We start from the raw sequence: 16,042 nt of genomic DNA on the forward strand, positions 1-16,042 counted from the left end.
GTCGCCGAAGGTGAGTTTGATCTGCCCTTCGCTGATCACCGCCGCCCGCGACCGCCCGAAATTCGCCGCGGCGTCCGTACCGCCGCCCTGACGGCTGCGCATCAGCAGCACCACCAGGCCCACGATCAGCGCCAGGGTCAGCAGTAGACTCAGCGCCCCCAGCACGCTCAGGCGCGACGGCGAGCCGTACGTGACGCTCACCCCCCGCGCCTGAAGCGCCTCCAGGTTCAGGAGGGGGTCAGCCGCCAGCGTCCGCGTACGGAACGGCCCGCTGTCCAGCTCGCCCGCCACGACCGCCGTGCCGTTCTGGAACGTGATCGTGGCGGACTGCACCTCACCGCGGGCCAGCGCGCGCCCGAACGCCGTGACGTCCAGCTCACCACTCTGCACGCGGGGCCACAGCAGCCACGTCAGCAGCAGCGCCAGCACCACACCTCCAGCCGCCCACAGCCACGCTCCGCGCTTCATGCCCCAGTGTATGCCGCCCGCCGCGCGGTCAACTGCAACGCAGCCCGTCATCCCGCGCGGCGCCTCCACCCGCCAGGGGCACACTTCATACAGCCCTCAGAATGCCCCGCCGGGGCAGACGTCCGTCAGGTTCAGCGGGCATACTCTACCGGTGCTGTCTGCCCGCCCCCCCCACCCCACCCGCTCGCGCCGCACCCGCTTCCGAACGGCGCTGCTCACCAGCCTGAGTCTGCTCACGCCGCCCCTGCTGGGCGGCGCGCTGACGCTGGCCCTGCCCCTGACCAGCGCCGCGCACGCCGCGCAGCCCACCCTGGGGTCCGTGCAGATGACCTTCACCGTGGACGACGCGGACGTCTACGTGAACGGCGCCCCGCAACGCTGGCTGAGCCCGCCCCGCAACATCGGCGGGCGGACCATGCTGCCGCTGCGTGAAGCGGCCGCGCTGCTCGGCCAGCCCCTGCAGGCCAGCGGCACGCAGGTGCAGCTCGCCCGCCTGAGCCTCGACACCCGCAAGAACACGGCCGCCCTGAGCGGCGCCGCCCAGCCCGCGGGGACCGTCACCAGCGTCGGCGCCGTCACGTACGTCAGCGTCCGCACCCTGGCCGACGCGCTGAACGCCAACCTGATCGGCGAGGACGGCCGCACCTTCACCCTGACGGCCCTGCGCGACGGCGGGAACCCCATGATCCCCCAGGCGCGCTTCAGCACCGACAAGAACGTCTACGCCCCGGGCGAACGCGTCGTGTTCACCGAGTACCCCTTCGACCCGGACGGCGCGGACATCACCGCCCGCCGCTGGACGGGCCGGCAGGACGTGTACTTCCAGCCCGGCACGTACACCGTGACGCTGACCGTCACTAACGGCCGCGGCCTGCAGAGCCAGCCGTTCACGCGCACCATCCGCGTCGAGGGGCAACCCATCGACACGCCCCTCACGTACGCCCTGAAGTACGCGCAGCCCGGCGACGCCTTCCCCGACCCGCAGGTCCTGAACTACCCGGCCGCGCTGATCAGCCCGCAGCCCAGCCCCAGCTACCCGCTGCTGTTCAGTGACAGCCCCGAGGTGCCCGATCAGAGCGGCATCCTGTACCAGGACAGCGTCACCGGCCGCGCCCGACTGCTGGGGTACCACCTGAATGGCCTGAACCGCGGCGCGCGGCTGTACGTCCTGGCCCGCAACCTCGAGAGCCGCCCCGTCGAGGTCCGCAGCGAACGCCTCGGCGAGACCGCGCCCACCCGCATCGAGAGCATCCTGGGGCAGGTGACGCTGCTGGAGTACTTCGCATCGGCGGGCGGCACCACCCTGACCCTCTCGCCCGGCCAGTCAGCCGCGGTGTACGCCAGCCCCACCCTGAGCCCCGGCAGCGGCGTGAACGTCATGCAGGACCTCAGCACCTCCGGCAAGGTCGAACTGACCTACGTGATGCTCGAAGACAGCCTGCCCCCCACCCCGCAGGTCGTGCAGCAGCTGCCGTACCTGCGCCCCGACGGCCGCCACACGCGCGGCACCTTCCCGGACGCCGTGCGGACCCTGCGCGTCACGCTGGGCGCCCTGCCCACCCGCCTGATCATCGGGGACGGCCGCGTGGACCCCGCCGTGACCGGCACCGACGCCCTGACCGGCCAGAGTGTGCGCCTGAGCGGCAACTACGGCGTGCTGTACGACCTGGAAGTCAACGGTGCCGCCGGCACCGCCGTGGCCCTCAGCCCACGCGGCGGCCTGTACCGCGGCGCCATGAACATCCAGGACGGTCCGATCACGCAGACCATCAAGCTGCCCCGCACCGGCAACGCCCTGAAACCCGACGAGCCGGTGCTGCTGTGGCGCGCGCAGAGTGACCGCCTGAACATCGACTTCGTGCCCAGCAGCGGCAGCAACCTGCCCATCAGCCTCATCTTCTACCGCACGGGCCGCGTGGACGCCGAGGGCGGCGTCATCAAAACCTACCGCCCCTGACCGGGCGGGAGAGAGGGGCGCCTGCGGGAGACTGCGGCGCCCCTCCCGGCTGTTATGCCGGGTGCGCGGCCAGCCAGTCCAGCACGTCCTGCGCGCTGCGGTCCGGCGGGAACACCGGGTAGAAGACGTGTTCGATCACGCCGTCCCGCACGATCAGCGTCACGCGCCGCAGCAGCGTCTCGCCGCCCGCCTGGAAGGTCGGCAGCCGCAGTTCTTGGCGGACCGCGCCTGCCGCGTCGGACAGCAGCGGGAACGGCAGGTGCAGCCGCGCCGCCGCCTCCCGCTGGTACGCGGTGTCCTGCACGCTCAGGCCGAACACCCGCGCACCCGCCGCGCGCAGCTCGGCGTGATGGTCCCGGAACGCGCACGACTGCGGCGTGCAGCCCCGCGCGCCCGGGATCACGTCCCAGTCTTCCGGCATGGCCTGATCCGGACGGGCCGTCTTCGGGTAGGCGTAGACCACCGTCCGTCCCGGCAGGACCAACAGGTCGTGGGTCACGCCGTCCGTGCCCGGCAGCGCGTACTCCGGCCAGCGCCGCCCGGGCAGGTGCGCGCACGCGCCGTCATCAGTGGGGACGGGCAGGTCAGCCGGGAGGACATGCGGGTCAGTCACGCCCGGCAGGATAGGGAAAACGCCGCCCCCACGATCAGGGGGCGGCGTTCAGCGTCGGGGTTTACGCGCCGACGAGGGCTTTTTCCCAGCCGAAGACGGCCTTGTCGTCCACGGCGAGGCTCTCGTTGCCGGCCTTGATGGTCGCGGCGAGCGCCTTGGTTTCGGGGAACAGTTTGGCGAAGTAGAACTTCGCGGTCTGCACCTTGCTGAGGTAGAAGCCGTCCTTGTCCTGCCCGGCGTCGATCTTGTCCTGGGCGACCTTGGCCATGCGGGCCCACAGGTAGCCGTACACGACGTGCCCGAAGTAGCGCAGGTAGTCCACGGCGGCGGCGTTGACCTCGTCGGCCCCGCCTTCCTGCATGGCCTTCTGGCCGATGACCATGGTCAGAGACCCGAGCTGCTGCGCGGCCTTGCCGAGCTGGTTCACGTAGTCGCCGATGTGCTCGTCGCCCTCGTGCTCCTCGGCGAATGCCTGGAGGGTCGCGGCGAGTTTCTGAAGTTTCTTGCCACCGTCCATGAGGACCTTGCGGCCCAGCAGGTCGAGCGCCTGGATGCCGTTGGTGCCTTCGTAGATCTGGCCGATGCGGGCGTCACGGACGAACTGCTCCATGCCCCATTCCTTGATGTAGCCGTGGCCGCCGTACACCTGCTGGCTCTGCACGGCGATGTTGAAGCCGTTGTCGGTCATGAAGGCCTTGGCGATGGGGGTGAGCAGCGCGACCAGGTCGGCGGCTTCCTTGCGGGCCGTCTCGTCGGTGTGGTGGTGCTCGGTGTCGAGGCTCAGGGCCAGCCACATGGCCATGGCGCGCCCGGCCTCGGTGTAGGCCTTGCCGGTCAGGAGCATGCGGCGCACGTCGGGGTGCACGATGATCGGGTCGGCCTGCTCGCCGGGGTTCACGCGGGGCTCGTGGCGCATCTGGAGGCGGTCCTTGGCGTAGATCAGGGCGTTCTGGTACGCGACTTCTCCGAGGCCCAGACCCTGGAGGCCGGTGCCGAGGCGGGCGGCGTTCATCATGATGAACATGTGGTTCATGCCCTTGTTGATCTCGCCGACCAGCCAGCCCCTGGCGCCGTCGAAGTTCAGCACGGCGGTGGCGTTGCCGTTGATGCCCATCTTGTGTTCGAGGCTGCCGCAGATCACGCCGTTGCGCTCGCCGGGTTTGCCGTCAGCGGTGGGGATGTACTTGGGCACGAGGAACAGTGAAATGCCCTTGGTGCCCTGGGGGCTGCCGTCCAGGCGGGCCAGCACGAGGTGCAGGATGTTGTCGGCCATGTCGTGCTCGCCGGCGCTGATGAAGATCTTCGTGCCGGTGATGGCGTAGGTGCCGTCGCCGTTGTCGCTGGCCTTCGTGCGGATGATGCCCAGGTCGGTGCCGGCGTGCGGCTCGGTGAGGCACATGGTGCCGGTCCACTCGCCGGACACCAGCTTGGGCAGGTACAGGTCCTTGAGTTCTTGGCTGCCGACGGCGTGCAGGGCGCTGTACGCGCCGTGCGAGAGGCCGGGGTACATGCTCCAGGCGACGTTGGCGCTGTTCATCATCTCGACGAGCACGTTGCTGATCAGGTGGGGCATGCCCTGACCGCCGAACGCGGGGTCGGCGTCCAGCGCGGGCCAGCCGGCGTCGCGGTACTTCTTGTACGCGGCCTTGAAGCCGGTGGGGGTGGTGACCTCGCCGTTGTCGTGGCGCACGCAGCCTTCGCGGTCACCGACGACGTTCAGGGGCACCAGTTCGGTTTCCACGAAGCGGGCGGCCTCGTCGAGGACCTGTTCCAAGAGGTCCTGGTCGGCGGTGTCGTTCTGGGCGTAGTAGGGCATCTGGCCGAGCGCTTCGGGGGCGCCGAGGAGTTCGTTCATCAGGAACTTGATGTCGCGCAGGGGGGCCTTGTAGGTGGGCATTCTGTGTCCTCCTTGGTGGGGTTCGTCCGCTGGTGGACACAACCCGGCACTGTTAGTTGAACCGAGTATAAAACTTTTGGTGCGGAATGTCATGTGGGGTGGATTGCGATTCGCCCCGCGCGACCCCACCACCTGGGGGAGAACCGCGCCGCATGCGGGCCCACCGCGACATTTCAGGTATGGTGTGAAGAATCATGAACTACCCAAGCCTGGTCTGGCACCTCAAGCGAACGGAGCTCTTCGCCGACCTTGAACTTGCCGAACTGGAGCGCGTGGCCGCCAGCACGCCCTACCGCTCCTACCAGCCCGGCGAAGTCATCTACCGCATGGACGACCCCGCCGACGCCCTGTACTTCGTGCGCAGCGGCCTCGTCAAGATCAGCAAACTCTTCCCGAACGGCAAGGAAGCCATCCTGGGCGTCATCGGCCAGCACGACACCTTCGGTGAACTGCTGCTGCAACCCGAGGAGCGCCGCCCCACCCAGGCCGAGGCGCTCGAACGCACCACCCTGATCGTCCTGCCCCGCGCGGAACTCCAGAAACTCCTGGCCACCAAACCCGACCTGGCCATGAAACTCATCCGCCTGATGGCCGCGCGGCTGTTCGAGGCGCAGGCCTGGACCGCCACCGTCAGCGCCTACAGCGCCCCGGAACGCGTGGCCAGCCTGCTGTACCGCCTCGCACGTGAATTCGGCCGCCCCCACAGCCAGGGCGTCGAACTGAACCTGAAACTCAACCAGGAAGACATTGCCCGCATGGTCGGCGCCACCCGCGAAACCGTCAGTCACAGCCTGGGCAAACTGAAGCAGGAGGGTGCCATCGTCCGCGCCCGCACGCCCATCATCGTCCGCCTGGACGCCCTGAAGCACTACATCGAACAGGGCAACTGAAGCCCGCCCAGCATGCGGGCCGCACCTGCGTTACCTTCCGGGGTGGCGCGCGCCTATGCTGCCCTATGTCCGTGCCCCGCGCCCCCCTGATCCGCGCCGCCACGCCCGCCGACGCCCCCGGCATCGCCGCCGTGCACGTCCAGAGCTGGGCGGAAACCTACGCGGGCCTGATGCCCGACGACTTCCTGACCCGCATGACCAGCCCGGAAACCCAGGCCCGGCGTGAAGTGTTCTGGACGGGCAACATCGCGGACGGGCAGGACGCCGTACTGGTCGCCGAGGACGCCGGACAGATCGTGGCCTTCGCGTCCGCCGGAACGGCCCGCGACCATCCGGGCTTCGACGCGGAACTCTTCACCCTGTACAGCCTGAAAGCTGCTCAGGGCGCAGGTCTCGGGCGCGACCTGCTGCGGCGGGCGGCGCAGGCCATGCAGGCGCGCGGCGCGGGCAGCCTAGCGCTGTGGGTGCTGGACACCAACCCCACCCGCCACTGGTACGCCCGCCAGGGCGCCCACGAGTGCGGCGAGAAGCGTGAAGGCGCCCTGCGCGAACTCCGCCTGGGCTGGTCAGACCTCGCGGCCCTCGTGGGCACGCCCGCGTGACAGGCTCACCTGTATGGCGACCGATCTCAAACCCACCGTCACGCCGGCCCAGACCCTCGACCAGCTGGACATCCGCCTGGGCCGCGTCCTGAGTGCCGAACCCGCCCCCGGCACCCCCAAACCCGCCTACCGCCTGACGGTCGATTTCGGGAAGTTCGGCACGCGCGTCAGCGTGGGCCGCTTCACGGGCCACACCCCGGACGAACTGATCGGCACGCAGGTGCTGGGCGTCCTGAACTTCGAGCCTCGCCCCGTCGGGGACACCCTGTCCGAGGTGCTGCTCCTGGGGGTGCAGCTGCCCGGCGCGCCCAGCGGCGACGCCACGCCCCTGACGCCGCTCCACGCGGCGAAACTGGGCAGCAAGGTCTTCTGAACCTGCGCTGCATCCGGCGTCCGTAGGACGCTCAGCGTCTCAACTTGCGCGCCGCCTCGTCCGGGGTGATCTCACCGCGTTCCAGGCTGGCCAGCACGTCCGCCTGCGGGTCCGCCTGCTCCGGCTCGTAGCCGATGGCGCGCAGCAGCGTGTCGAAGCGGGCGCGGACCGTGGGGTAACTCAGGCCCAGCACCCGCTCGACCTCCTTCAGGTTGCCGCGCACCCGGATGTACAGTCGCAGGAACTCCAGGTTATCCGGCGTGAGGACCGCGAACTCGTTCAGTTCGAACACGCCGCGCACCGTCACGCCACTCGTGGGAAAACGCAGTTCGGTCACCAGCGGCGACTCGGTCTCGTCAGGGAAGGGCAGGGGCAGGGGCCGCATCCTCCCACTGTACGCCCCGCGCCCGGCAGGTCAGCGGACGCGCGTGACGCGCCGCGTCTCCGGGTCTTCCTGGTGTTCCAGACGCAGAATGGGCGCGTCCGGGTACTCGGCGTACAGGCCCTCGCCCCACTCGATCACGCTGACGCGACTCTCCCGCACCAGGTCCTCAAGGTCCATCTCGAACAGTTCTTGCACGTCCCGCACGCGGTAGGCGTCCACGTGCAGCACCGGACCGCCCGGCGCGGGGTACACGTTCATCAGCGCGTACGTGGGGCTCGTGACGGGTTCCGTGAAGCCGTAAGCGCCCACCAGTCCCTGTGTGAGGCTGGTCTTCCCGGCGCCCAGCTCGCCCTCCAGGAACAGCACGCTCCCCGCCGGTAGCGCCCCGGCCAGCGCCGCGCCCAGCGCCTGCTGCTCGCTCAGGCCACGCAGGATTCGGGACTCGCCGGGACGCAGGGGCAGGGAAGAGGTGACGCTCATGCGCCCAGTATCGCGCAGGCGCGCGGGCCCGCTCCAGGGGCCAGACGCAGGGCTGGACAACTGACGCTGTGCCAGTCGGGCAACGACACGGACGTCACCCGCGGCACGCCCCTGTGGCGGCGCCGCCCTGCCGGTGACGTCCGCTCGGGTTGAACAGGAGTCACGCACCGTCCAACCGGCGTGTCGTTACTCGCGCCAGATGGCCCAGTGGTTGTCCAGCGCGTCCATCTGCTCGGGCGTGCGGCCCCCCTGACGCAGCAGGCTCATGACCTGCCCACGGTGGTGGCTGTCGTGCACGATGGTGTGCATCAGGAAGTGCGCCGGGTCGCTCTGATACGTGCCCTCATTCCAGGGGTCCGCGAAGGGCTCGCCGGACGCGCGGTGCGCCTCCACGGCGGCGATGGCCGCGGCGTCCCCGGCGGCCAGCGCCGCGGGCAGGTCCGTGGCGGGCGCATTCGCCCAGCGCCACTGCGGGTCACCGTCCGCGTCCAGCTCATCCGGGTTCAGCAGGGGCATGGCGTGATCGCGGCTCATGTTCCACAGCCAGCCCACGCGGAAGGTGGCCATGTGGCGCAGGTGCCGCTCGACGGTCCAACCGCCGCGCCCGTCCGTCAGGGCAAATTCTTCGGGCGTCAGGGCGCTGATCAGCGTGTCGTTCACGCGGGCGTTGCGGCGGAAGGATTCAAGCAGCAGGGTCAGGTCAGTCATGGAATCTCCGGTGAGGGTGGGGGGCGCCCCAGGGCTGGGCGCGGCATCGACAGATGGTCTTGGAGCCGCGCGGAAAGAGGCGCCGCCCCGGTGGGTGGCATGGACGGTCGGCTCGTCCGGCAGAGGGTCGGGCGCGTGCCCGTGGGTCCAGCCCGGCCCGCAGCATGGCACGGCTGGGCCGGACGGAGCCCCACGGATCAGGGCCCGTGGGGACAGCGCGTCGGTGCGGTGCGTGGAGGCTGAGGTGACCGGTCCGGCCAGGGCCGCCGGGCTGGTCGTCAGGGGAGCTGGCAGCGAATACGTTTGGCCGGTGGCAGCGGCCCGGGTGGGGGTGCGGGTGTCAGCGTGACCTGAGGCTGTGGGGCGCTCGGGGCGGGGGTCATGAGTCCTCCGGGGGTGGGTTCACGAAGGCGGCGGCGGAACGTCCGGTTTCCAGGACGGGCAGGTAGAACAGCAGGTCCAGCTGGGGCGGCCTGACGCCCTGGGTGCGCAGCAGCGCCGCGATCTGCGCCGTGTGCCGCACCTCGTGCAGCAGGACGTGCCAGATCAGGCCGTCCAGCGTGAACTGCCGGTGCCCTTCGGGCCAGTCGTCCAGCGTGACCGTGCGGTGCAGGTCGGTGCCGTGCAGGGCGTTCAGGTACGCGCGGGTGTCAGCCTCCACGGCCTGCCAGTACGCCTCGATGGCCGCCAGGCTGAGGGTCGTCTCCGGGCCTGCCGCGCCCGCCTGCACGTCCGGGAAGCGGGCCTGCACCATCGGGAGCCCCTGGAAGTCCCCGTGAATCCAGCCGTCCTCGACTTCGGCCGTGTGGACCAGCAGGTCCAGGATGGAGTGGAAGCGCTCGCCGCGCAGCAAGGGCGCGCGCAGCACCTCGTCCGGCGTGGCGCGCAGCGTGGCAAGCAGGTCGCGCCGCGCGTGGCTCAGGTGACCGTACAGCGTTTCGGGCTTCATGGTATCTCCCTGGGGGTGCGGTTCCAGAAGTCCGGCGGGGTGAGGTCCAGCAGGCGCAGGTACGTCATGCCCTGCGCGCGGTGGTGGACCTCGTTGTCCACGGCGCCCAGCGCGGCGTTCAGCAGCAGCATCTCGCCCCAGGGCAGCCGGTCGGTCTCGCCCAGCCGGGTGTCGGGCAGGCCTTTCAGGTGACGGACGCGCTGCGTGCCCTCATCCAGCGCGGCGAGCAGCGCGGCCGGGTCCTGGCTGGGGCGGGCGTCCCGGGTGGGCGCGTCCCACGCGCCGGCCAGCAGGCCGCGCAGGACGTAGCCGCTCTGGCCCACCACCTCCCACAGCATGTCCCCGAAGGGCCGCAGGGTGGGGGCGGGCGTGAACGAGAACAGCGCGTCTGGTGGGAAGGCGGTCAGGACGCGGCGGGTCAGGGCGCGGTGGCCCAGCCAGTGATCGGCCAGCTGCGCCGGGGGCAGCGAGGCAATGGGCGCGCGGGGCACGGTTCAGCGCTCGTAGAAGGCGGGGGGTTCGGTGCCGAGGGCGCGCAGGGAGACGTACCCTTGGGCGCGGTGATGGATGCCGTTGTCCACGGCGTAGATGGCGGCCACCCAGCCGGGCATTTCGCCCCAGGGCAGGGCGTGCAGGCGCGTGAAGAAGGCCGGGTCGGTGCGCGGGCCGTGCTCGGCCAGTTCGGCGCTCACCTCATCCCAGGCGGCCAGCAGGCTGGCACGGTCGGTAGGTCCAGCGCTCCAGTCGGGTTCAGGCCACTCGCCGGTCCGCAGGGCGGTGACGGTCATGGCGTCCACGAGGTGGATCTCGGTAGCCTGCGCGCCGAAGGGCCGCATGCCGCCCAGGCTGAAGGTGAACAGCTGATCCTCGGGGAAGGCCTCGATGACGCGGCGGGTCAGGGCGCGGTGCCCCAGCCAGTGGGTGACGAAGTCGGGGATGGACAGGGCAGCGGCGGACACGGCAGCGGGTGCGGTCATGGGTGGAACCTCCTGGGGTTGAATCTGCCTGTAGCGTAACGCGGATTCCCGTCAGGGTGTGACGTGAATTCCAGTTACCCTGAAGGCATGTACGACCCGAGCATGCGGGTACTGACCGTGCTGGAACTGCTCCAGGCGCACGAGGAAGTCAGCGGCGCCGAACTGGCCCGCCGCCTGGAAGTCAGCCCACGCACCGTGCAGCGCTACGTCGCCCGACTTCAGGACCTGGGCATTCCCGTCGAGGGCCGCCGCGGTGTGGGCGGCGCGTACCGCCTGAAAGCGGGCTTCCGCCTGCCCCCCCTGATGTTCACGCCTGAAGAAGCCTTGGCTGCCGCGCTGGGCCTGCGCACCCTGCGGCACCTGGGCCTGCACGCCCTGGCCCCCGCCGCCGAGGCGGCCAGCGCCAAGCTGTCCCGCAGCCTCCCGCATGACCTGCGCGCCGACATGCTGGCCCTGGAAAGCAGCGTGCAGTTCGACACCGGCCCCTGGGTGGCGCCCACCGACGCGCACCTGCTGGCCGCGCTGCTGCGCGCCGTGCGCGACGCCTGCACCGTGACCTTCACGTACGCCGCTCCTGAGGCCCCCGAGACCCGCCGTGACGCGGACGTGTACCGCGTGGTGCACCTGGAGGGCCGCTGGTACGCGGTCGCGCACTGCCACCTGCGTGGGGCGCGGCGCTCGTTCCGGCTGGACCGCATGAGCGCCCTGACCGTGCAGGAGCGCCAGTTCACGCCCCCCGAGCACTTCGACGCGGCCGCCTACCTGCGCTCCACGCTGCGCGCGCCCAAACCCACCTACGAGATCAGCGTGTGGCTCGACTGCCCGCCCGACGACCTGCGCGGGCGGGTGTCCACCTGGGGCACGGAGGTGCGCCCCGACGGGCGGGGCACGCGCCTGACCACCACCCGCGAGGGCCTGAGCAGCTTCGCGGCGTTTCTGCTGGGCCTGGACTGCGACTTCCGCGTGGACAGCCCCCCGGAACTGCGCGCCGAATTCGCCCGGCTGGCCGAACGCTGCGCCGTGACGCTGCACGCGGTCCGCCATGAGGGACACGCCGGGGCGACGTTTCGGTCCTCTTAAGATCACGTGAGTCCACCCGCACACCGCTGGTGGTATCCCTGAGAACAGTTCACGGCGCCCCACCTCACCGCTGACCCGACCGGTCCGCGCACTTGCTCTGTGACGGGGCCGGGATGGCCCGCCGTGTTCCGGAGGTGCATGATGCCCACTCCAGACCGTCCGACCCCATTGAGTGCCAGCCTCGCGCTGGCTGGCGGCGCGCTGCTGGCCCTCTCGGCCGCGCTGGCGGTGCCGCCCCCCACCAGCAAGGGCCCCGCCTACACGGCGGCGCAGGCCACTGCGGGCGCGCAGGTGTACACCACGAGCTGCGCCGGCTGCCACGGCGCGAACCTGCAGGGCGCCGCCGGCCCCGCCCTGAGCGGCGCGTCCTTCCTGACCAAATGGGCCAGCGGCACGCACCCGCTGGCCGACCTACACGGCGTGATCGCCAAGCAGATGCCCCTGACCGCCCCCGGCAGCCTCAGCGCCGCGCAGTACCTGAACGTCACCGCGTTCATCCTCTCGAAGAACGGGTACCCCGCCAGCAGCACGGCCCTGAGCCCCACGACCCTGCAGGTCAAGCTGACCAGGCCCGCCGGGAGCAGCGGCAGCGCCGCCAGCGCCCCATCCCCGGCGCCGGGTACGCTGCCGCGCGTGCTGGGCAGCGTCAAGCCCGCCAGCACCCAGGCCCCCGACCAGGAGGAACTGACCGGTCCCGTGGGCGACAACTGGATGACCTACAACGGCAACTACGCCGGGCAGCGCTACTCCACCCTCAAGCAGATCACCACCGACAACGCCGCGCAGCTGGGCGTGAAATGCGTGTACCAGCTGGGCGAGGTCGGCAGCTTCCAGACCGGACCCGTCGTGTACCAGGGCCGCATGTACGTCACTACCCCCCGCAACACGTACGCCCTGCGCGCCGACACCTGCACGGCCCTGTGGCAGCACAGCTACGCGCCCAAAGGCGCCGAGCCGCAACCCGCCAACCGCGGCGTGGCGCTGTACCAGGGGCGCCTGTTCCGCGGCACCACCGACGGCCACCTGATCGCCCTGGACGCCGCCACCGGCAAACTCCTGTGGGACACCTGGGTGGCCGACAGCGCCAAGGGGTACTTCCTGTCCGCCGCGCCCATCGCCGCGAACGGTCTGGTGTTCGTCGGGGAGGCCGGCGCCGACTGGGGCGCCAACGGCCACATCCGCGCGTTCAACGCGCAGACCGGGCAGCAGGTGTGGAGTTTCAACGTCATCCCGCAAGGCCAGGAGAAAGGTGCCGACACCTGGAAGAAGGGCGCCGAGCACGGCGGCGGGTCCATGTGGACCACCCTCACCCTGGACGCCGCCAGCGGCCTGCTGTACGCCAGCATCGGCAACCCCGCTCCGGACTTCAACGGCGGCATGCGCCCCGGCGACAACCTGTACACCAACTCCGTGATTGTGCTGGACGCCAAGACCGGCAAGCTCTCCTGGTACGTGCAGCAGGTGCCGCACGACACGCATGACTGGGACACGGCGGCCGCGCCCCTGATCTACGACCTGAACGGCCGCAAGATCATGGCTGTGGCGAACAAGGGCGGCTGGCTGTACCTGTACGACCGCGCCACCCACAAACTCATCAGCCGCCAGGAGACCACCACGCACCTGAACGCCGACAAACCCGTCAGCCTGACCGGACGCCGCGACTGCCCCGGCATCCTGGGCGGCGTGGAATGGAACGGCCCGGCCCTGAACCCCGCCATGAACGCCCTGTTCGTGAACTCCGTCGACTGGTGCGCCACCTACAAGCTCGGTGAAACCCGCTACGTGGACGGCAGCCTGTACTTCGGCGGGGACGCCACCTTCGACCCGGTCAAGGACGCCCGCGGCTGGGTGCGGGCCTACAACGCCACGACCGGCGCGCCCCTGTGGCAGAAGAAGATGGCTACGCCCATGATCGCCGCGATCACACCCACGGCGGGCGGTGTGCTGTTCACCGGGGATCAGAACGGCGACTTTATGGCCCTGAACGCCAAAGACGGCAAAACCCTGTACCAGTTCCGCACCGGCGGCGCCATCGCCGGGGGCGTCGTCACGTACACCGTGGGCGGGCAGCAGTTCGTGGCCGTCGCGTCCGGGAACGCCTCGCGGTCCATCTGGAGTACCACCGGCTCGGCCAGCATCTTCGTGTTCAGCGTGCCCAGGCCGTGAAACGCGCCGCGCTGCTGGCGCTGCTGCTGGGCAGCGCCCTGGCTGTGCGCCCCGCCGTGACCCCGGCCCTGCTGCAGGCGGCCGCCGCCGAGGGCGAGCGGCTGGCCGCCGCGCCGGAAGCCGGGTACCCGCTGCGGCCCTACACCGTGTACGCCGTGCCGGACACCCTGAAACTTGTGGCCGCGAACGGCAGCGTGGACGCCGTGACCATCGCCACGCCCTTCGAACGCACCCGCTACGAGGTCTTCCTGCACCGCCTGGGCGAGGACCCCGTCACGCCCGCCGAGGCCCGCGCGCAGGCCGAGCTGCCCGACCATCAGGTGGCGTTCATCGTCTTCGCGCACGGCCGCACACCTGACGATCAGGCGTTCCTGTCGCAGTTCAGCGCGGCCCGCCTGACCCTGGGCGGCCAGAGCGCGCCGCTGCTGGGCACGGCCCGCTCCGGGGCGTCCATCTCGCAGTACCCCCGCACGGAAGGCGAGATCGGCCTGCGCTTCATCGGGACCGTCACGTACCGATTCCGCCTGCCCGCCGGACTGGAGAACGCCAGCGGCACCCTGCGCTTCACCGACGCCACCGGGAAGGCCTTCACGCTGCCCGTTCAACTCTCCCGCTACCGCTAGGCGCGCCCCGGCGCCCGTACACTGGGGCATGACCACGCCCACCAACGAGGAACTGGCGCAGGGAAAGGCGTACACGGCGCCCGGCATCACGGTCTACTACGACGCGCGGCGCTGCCTGCACGTCGCCAGCTGCGTGCGTGGCCTGCCGGATGTCTTCGACCCGAAGGCCCGCCCGTGGATTCAGCCCGCCAACGCCGGGGCCGAGGAGGTCGCGGCGGTCGTCCGCACCTGCCCCACCGGGGCGCTGCACTACGTCCTGGATGGACAGGAGGCCGAAATGCCCGACGAGATCACCACCATCACCCCCAGCCCCGACGGTCCACTGATGATCCGGGGGAACCTCGTGATCGACACGCCCGGCGGCGAGAAGAAGGACGTGCGCGCCGCGCTGTGCCGCTGCGGCCAGAGCGGCAATAAGCCCTACTGCGACGGCACGCACAAGAAGGTCGGCTGGACCAGCGGCGAGGGCAGCGCCCAGGGCTGACGCGCAACCACCCCCTCGAAGGGGCGCCTGGAGACAGATTTCCGTCCACCAGACGTAAACTACCCTATGACCGCGATCATTCCCGACCTGATCCGCAAGAAACGCGACGGCCAAGAGCACACCCGCGAGGAACTCGAAACCCTGGTGCTGGGCTACACGCGCGGCGACGTGCCCGACTACCAGATGAGCGCGTGGCTGATGGCCGTGTTCCTGCGCGGCATGGCTGAACAGGAAACGGCCGACCTGACCATGGTCATGGCCGAGAGCGGCGACCTGATGAACCTCGGCGACCTGCCACGCACGGTGGACAAGCACTCCACGGGCGGCGTGGGCGACAAGACCAGCCTGATCCTGACGCCCATGCTGGCCGCGCTGGGCCTGACCGTCGCCAAGATGAGCGGGCGCGGCCTGGCGCACACCGGCGGCACCATCGACAAACTGGAAAGCATCCCCGGCTGGACCAGCGAGCTGGAGGAGGAGCAGTTCCTGACCCAGGCGCGCGAGATCGGCCTCGCGCTGGTGGGCCAGAGTAAGGACCTCGCCCCGGCGGACGGCAAGCTGTACGCGCTGCGTGACGTGACCGCCACCGTGGACTGCCTGCCCCTGATTGCCAGCTCAATCATGAGCAAGAAGCTCGCGTCCGGCGCGCACACCGTCGTGCTGGACGTCAAGGTGGGCGCCGGCGCGTTCATGCGCACCCTGGACGCCGGGCGCGGCTTGGCCCGCGCGATGGTGGACATCGGCAACCGCGCCGGACGGCAGGTGCGCGCTGTCCTGACCGACATGGACACCCCGCTGGGCCACATGGCCGGCAACAGCCTGGAAGTTCTGGAGGCCCTGGCGACCCTGCGCGGTCAGGGCCCCCACGACCTGACTGAACTGTGCGTGGCGCTGGCCGTCGAGGCCCTGGCCGCCCAGGGTGAGGACGAGGCCGCCGCCGAGGCCCGCGCCCGCGCCACCCTGACGGACGGCAGCGCCCTGGCGAAATTCCGCGCGTTCATCGCCGCGCAGGGCGGCGACGCCACCTACATGGACGACATCAGCAAGTTCGACGTGGCGCCCGGCCGGGCCGACGTGACCGCCCCCGAAGCCGGGTTCGTGGCGGGCATCGACGCCCTGAGCGTGGGCCGGGCGGTGCTCGTACTGGGTGGCGGCCGCGAACGTAAGGGCGAGGCCATCGACCACGGCGTGGGCGTGGAACTCCTGCGCAAACCCGGTGAGGCTGTCCAGGCGGGCGAACCCGTGCTGCGCATCTACCACCGGGACGGGCGCGGCCTGGACGCCGCCACGCGCCTCCTCACCGAGGGCCTGACCCTCAGCGCCCAGACCCCCGCACCCGAGGCCCTGATCCTCGACCGCGTGTTTTAAAGGGTCGGTAGTCAACAGTTGA

At 70.5% G+C, this 16,042-nt stretch carries 17 protein-coding genes and 1 pseudogene; 9 read left to right on the plus strand and 9 right to left on the minus strand.

The window, feature by feature from the left end; genetic code table 11:
* Positions 1-468: pseudogene (locus IEY63_RS10640) on the minus strand (ATP-dependent zinc metalloprotease FtsH); the annotation flags it as partial.
* 325 nt (positions 469-793) lie between these two features.
* Between IEY63_RS10640 and IEY63_RS10645 the strand changes: the two are divergent.
* Positions 794-2,425 carry a PKD domain-containing protein gene (locus tag IEY63_RS10645; protein WP_189069182.1) on the plus strand — a complete coding sequence of 544 codons (1,632 nt, stop codon included), beginning with the start codon at positions 794-796 and terminating at the stop codon, positions 2,423-2,425.
* Between the two features lie 52 nt (positions 2,426-2,477).
* On the opposite strand, the gene IEY63_RS10650 is transcribed toward IEY63_RS10645, so the two are convergent.
* Together IEY63_RS10650 and IEY63_RS10655 are read right to left on the minus strand one after the other, a co-directional pair.
* Complete coding sequence (locus IEY63_RS10650; protein ID WP_189069003.1) at positions 2,478-3,038, minus strand: peroxiredoxin; 561 nt, start codon at positions 3,036-3,038, stop codon at positions 2,478-2,480.
* A 61-nt stretch (positions 3,039-3,099) separates the two neighbouring features.
* Positions 3,100-4,935, minus strand: coding sequence for an acyl-CoA dehydrogenase C-terminal domain-containing protein (locus IEY63_RS10655; protein ID WP_189069004.1), 1,836 nt, complete (start codon positions 4,933-4,935; stop codon positions 3,100-3,102).
* 194 nt (positions 4,936-5,129) lie between these two features.
* On the opposite strand from IEY63_RS10655, the gene IEY63_RS10660 reads away from it, so the two are divergent.
* From IEY63_RS10660 to IEY63_RS10670, 3 genes are all read left to right on the plus strand, one after another.
* A complete protein-coding gene (locus IEY63_RS10660; protein WP_189069005.1) occupies positions 5,130-5,825 on the plus strand; it encodes a Crp/Fnr family transcriptional regulator in 696 nt (231 codons plus the stop codon).
* Positions 5,826-5,890: 65 nt separating this feature from the next.
* Positions 5,891-6,427 carry a GNAT family N-acetyltransferase gene (locus IEY63_RS10665; protein WP_189069006.1) on the plus strand — a complete coding sequence of 179 codons (537 nt, stop codon included), beginning with the start codon at positions 5,891-5,893 and terminating at the stop codon, positions 6,425-6,427.
* Positions 6,428-6,440: 13 nt separating this feature from the next.
* The gene (locus tag IEY63_RS10670) at positions 6,441-6,800 is read left to right on the plus strand and encodes a tRNA-binding protein (RefSeq protein WP_189069007.1); all 360 of its coding nucleotides are present in this window, start codon (positions 6,441-6,443) and stop codon (positions 6,798-6,800) included.
* A 31-nt stretch (positions 6,801-6,831) separates the two neighbouring features.
* Here the strand turns inward: IEY63_RS10670 and IEY63_RS10675 are convergent, their stop codons facing one another.
* From IEY63_RS10675 to IEY63_RS10700, 6 genes are all read right to left on the minus strand, one after another.
* Positions 6,832-7,185 carry a DUF2089 domain-containing protein gene (locus IEY63_RS10675; RefSeq protein ID WP_189069008.1) on the minus strand — a complete coding sequence of 118 codons (354 nt, stop codon included), beginning with the start codon at positions 7,183-7,185 and terminating at the stop codon, positions 6,832-6,834.
* Between the two features lie 30 nt (positions 7,186-7,215).
* Positions 7,216-7,665 carry a tRNA (adenosine(37)-N6)-threonylcarbamoyltransferase complex ATPase subunit type 1 TsaE gene (tsaE, locus tag IEY63_RS10680; protein WP_189069009.1) on the minus strand — a complete coding sequence of 150 codons (450 nt, stop codon included), beginning with the start codon at positions 7,663-7,665 and terminating at the stop codon, positions 7,216-7,218.
* A 186-nt stretch (positions 7,666-7,851) separates the two neighbouring features.
* Positions 7,852-8,373 carry a DinB family protein gene (locus tag IEY63_RS10685; protein ID WP_189069010.1) on the minus strand — a complete coding sequence of 174 codons (522 nt, stop codon included), beginning with the start codon at positions 8,371-8,373 and terminating at the stop codon, positions 7,852-7,854.
* Between the two features lie 379 nt (positions 8,374-8,752).
* The gene (locus IEY63_RS10690) at positions 8,753-9,322 is read right to left on the minus strand and encodes a DinB family protein (protein ID WP_189069011.1); all 570 of its coding nucleotides are present in this window, start codon (positions 9,320-9,322) and stop codon (positions 8,753-8,755) included.
* A complete protein-coding gene (locus IEY63_RS10695; RefSeq protein WP_189069012.1) occupies positions 9,319-9,813 on the minus strand; it encodes a DinB family protein in 495 nt (164 codons plus the stop codon). The genes IEY63_RS10690 and IEY63_RS10695 overlap by 4 nt, the downstream gene beginning before the upstream one ends.
* A gap of 3 nt (positions 9,814-9,816) precedes the next feature.
* Positions 9,817-10,299: a DinB family protein gene (locus tag IEY63_RS10700; protein ID WP_189069013.1), complete on the minus strand. Its 483-nt coding sequence runs from the start codon at positions 10,297-10,299 to the stop codon at positions 9,817-9,819.
* Positions 10,300-10,386: 87 nt separating this feature from the next.
* Here IEY63_RS10700 and IEY63_RS10705 point away from each other — a divergent pair, with 87 nt between their 5' ends.
* From IEY63_RS10705 to IEY63_RS10725, 5 genes are all read left to right on the plus strand, one after another.
* Positions 10,387-11,379 (plus strand): helix-turn-helix transcriptional regulator, encoded by a 993-nt coding sequence (locus IEY63_RS10705; RefSeq protein WP_189069014.1) that lies wholly within the window; start codon positions 10,387-10,389, stop codon positions 11,377-11,379.
* A gap of 138 nt (positions 11,380-11,517) precedes the next feature.
* Positions 11,518-13,545, plus strand: coding sequence for an outer membrane protein assembly factor BamB family protein (locus IEY63_RS10710; RefSeq protein ID WP_189069015.1), 2,028 nt, complete (start codon positions 11,518-11,520; stop codon positions 13,543-13,545).
* Positions 13,542-14,168 carry a hypothetical protein gene (locus tag IEY63_RS10715; RefSeq protein WP_189069016.1) on the plus strand — a complete coding sequence of 209 codons (627 nt, stop codon included), beginning with the start codon at positions 13,542-13,544 and terminating at the stop codon, positions 14,166-14,168. The genes IEY63_RS10710 and IEY63_RS10715 overlap by 4 nt, the downstream gene beginning before the upstream one ends.
* A 28-nt stretch (positions 14,169-14,196) precedes the next feature.
* Positions 14,197-14,652, plus strand: coding sequence for a (4Fe-4S)-binding protein (locus IEY63_RS10720; RefSeq protein ID WP_189069017.1), 456 nt, complete (start codon positions 14,197-14,199; stop codon positions 14,650-14,652).
* Between the two features lie 66 nt (positions 14,653-14,718).
* Positions 14,719-16,020, plus strand: coding sequence for a thymidine phosphorylase (locus tag IEY63_RS10725; RefSeq protein ID WP_189069018.1), 1,302 nt, complete (start codon positions 14,719-14,721; stop codon positions 16,018-16,020).
* The last annotated feature ends 22 nt before the right edge of the window (positions 16,021-16,042 follow it).

This window comes from Deinococcus radiotolerans, assembly GCF_014647435.1.
Taxonomy (GTDB): Bacteria; Deinococcota; Deinococci; order Deinococcales; family Deinococcaceae; genus Deinococcus; species Deinococcus radiotolerans.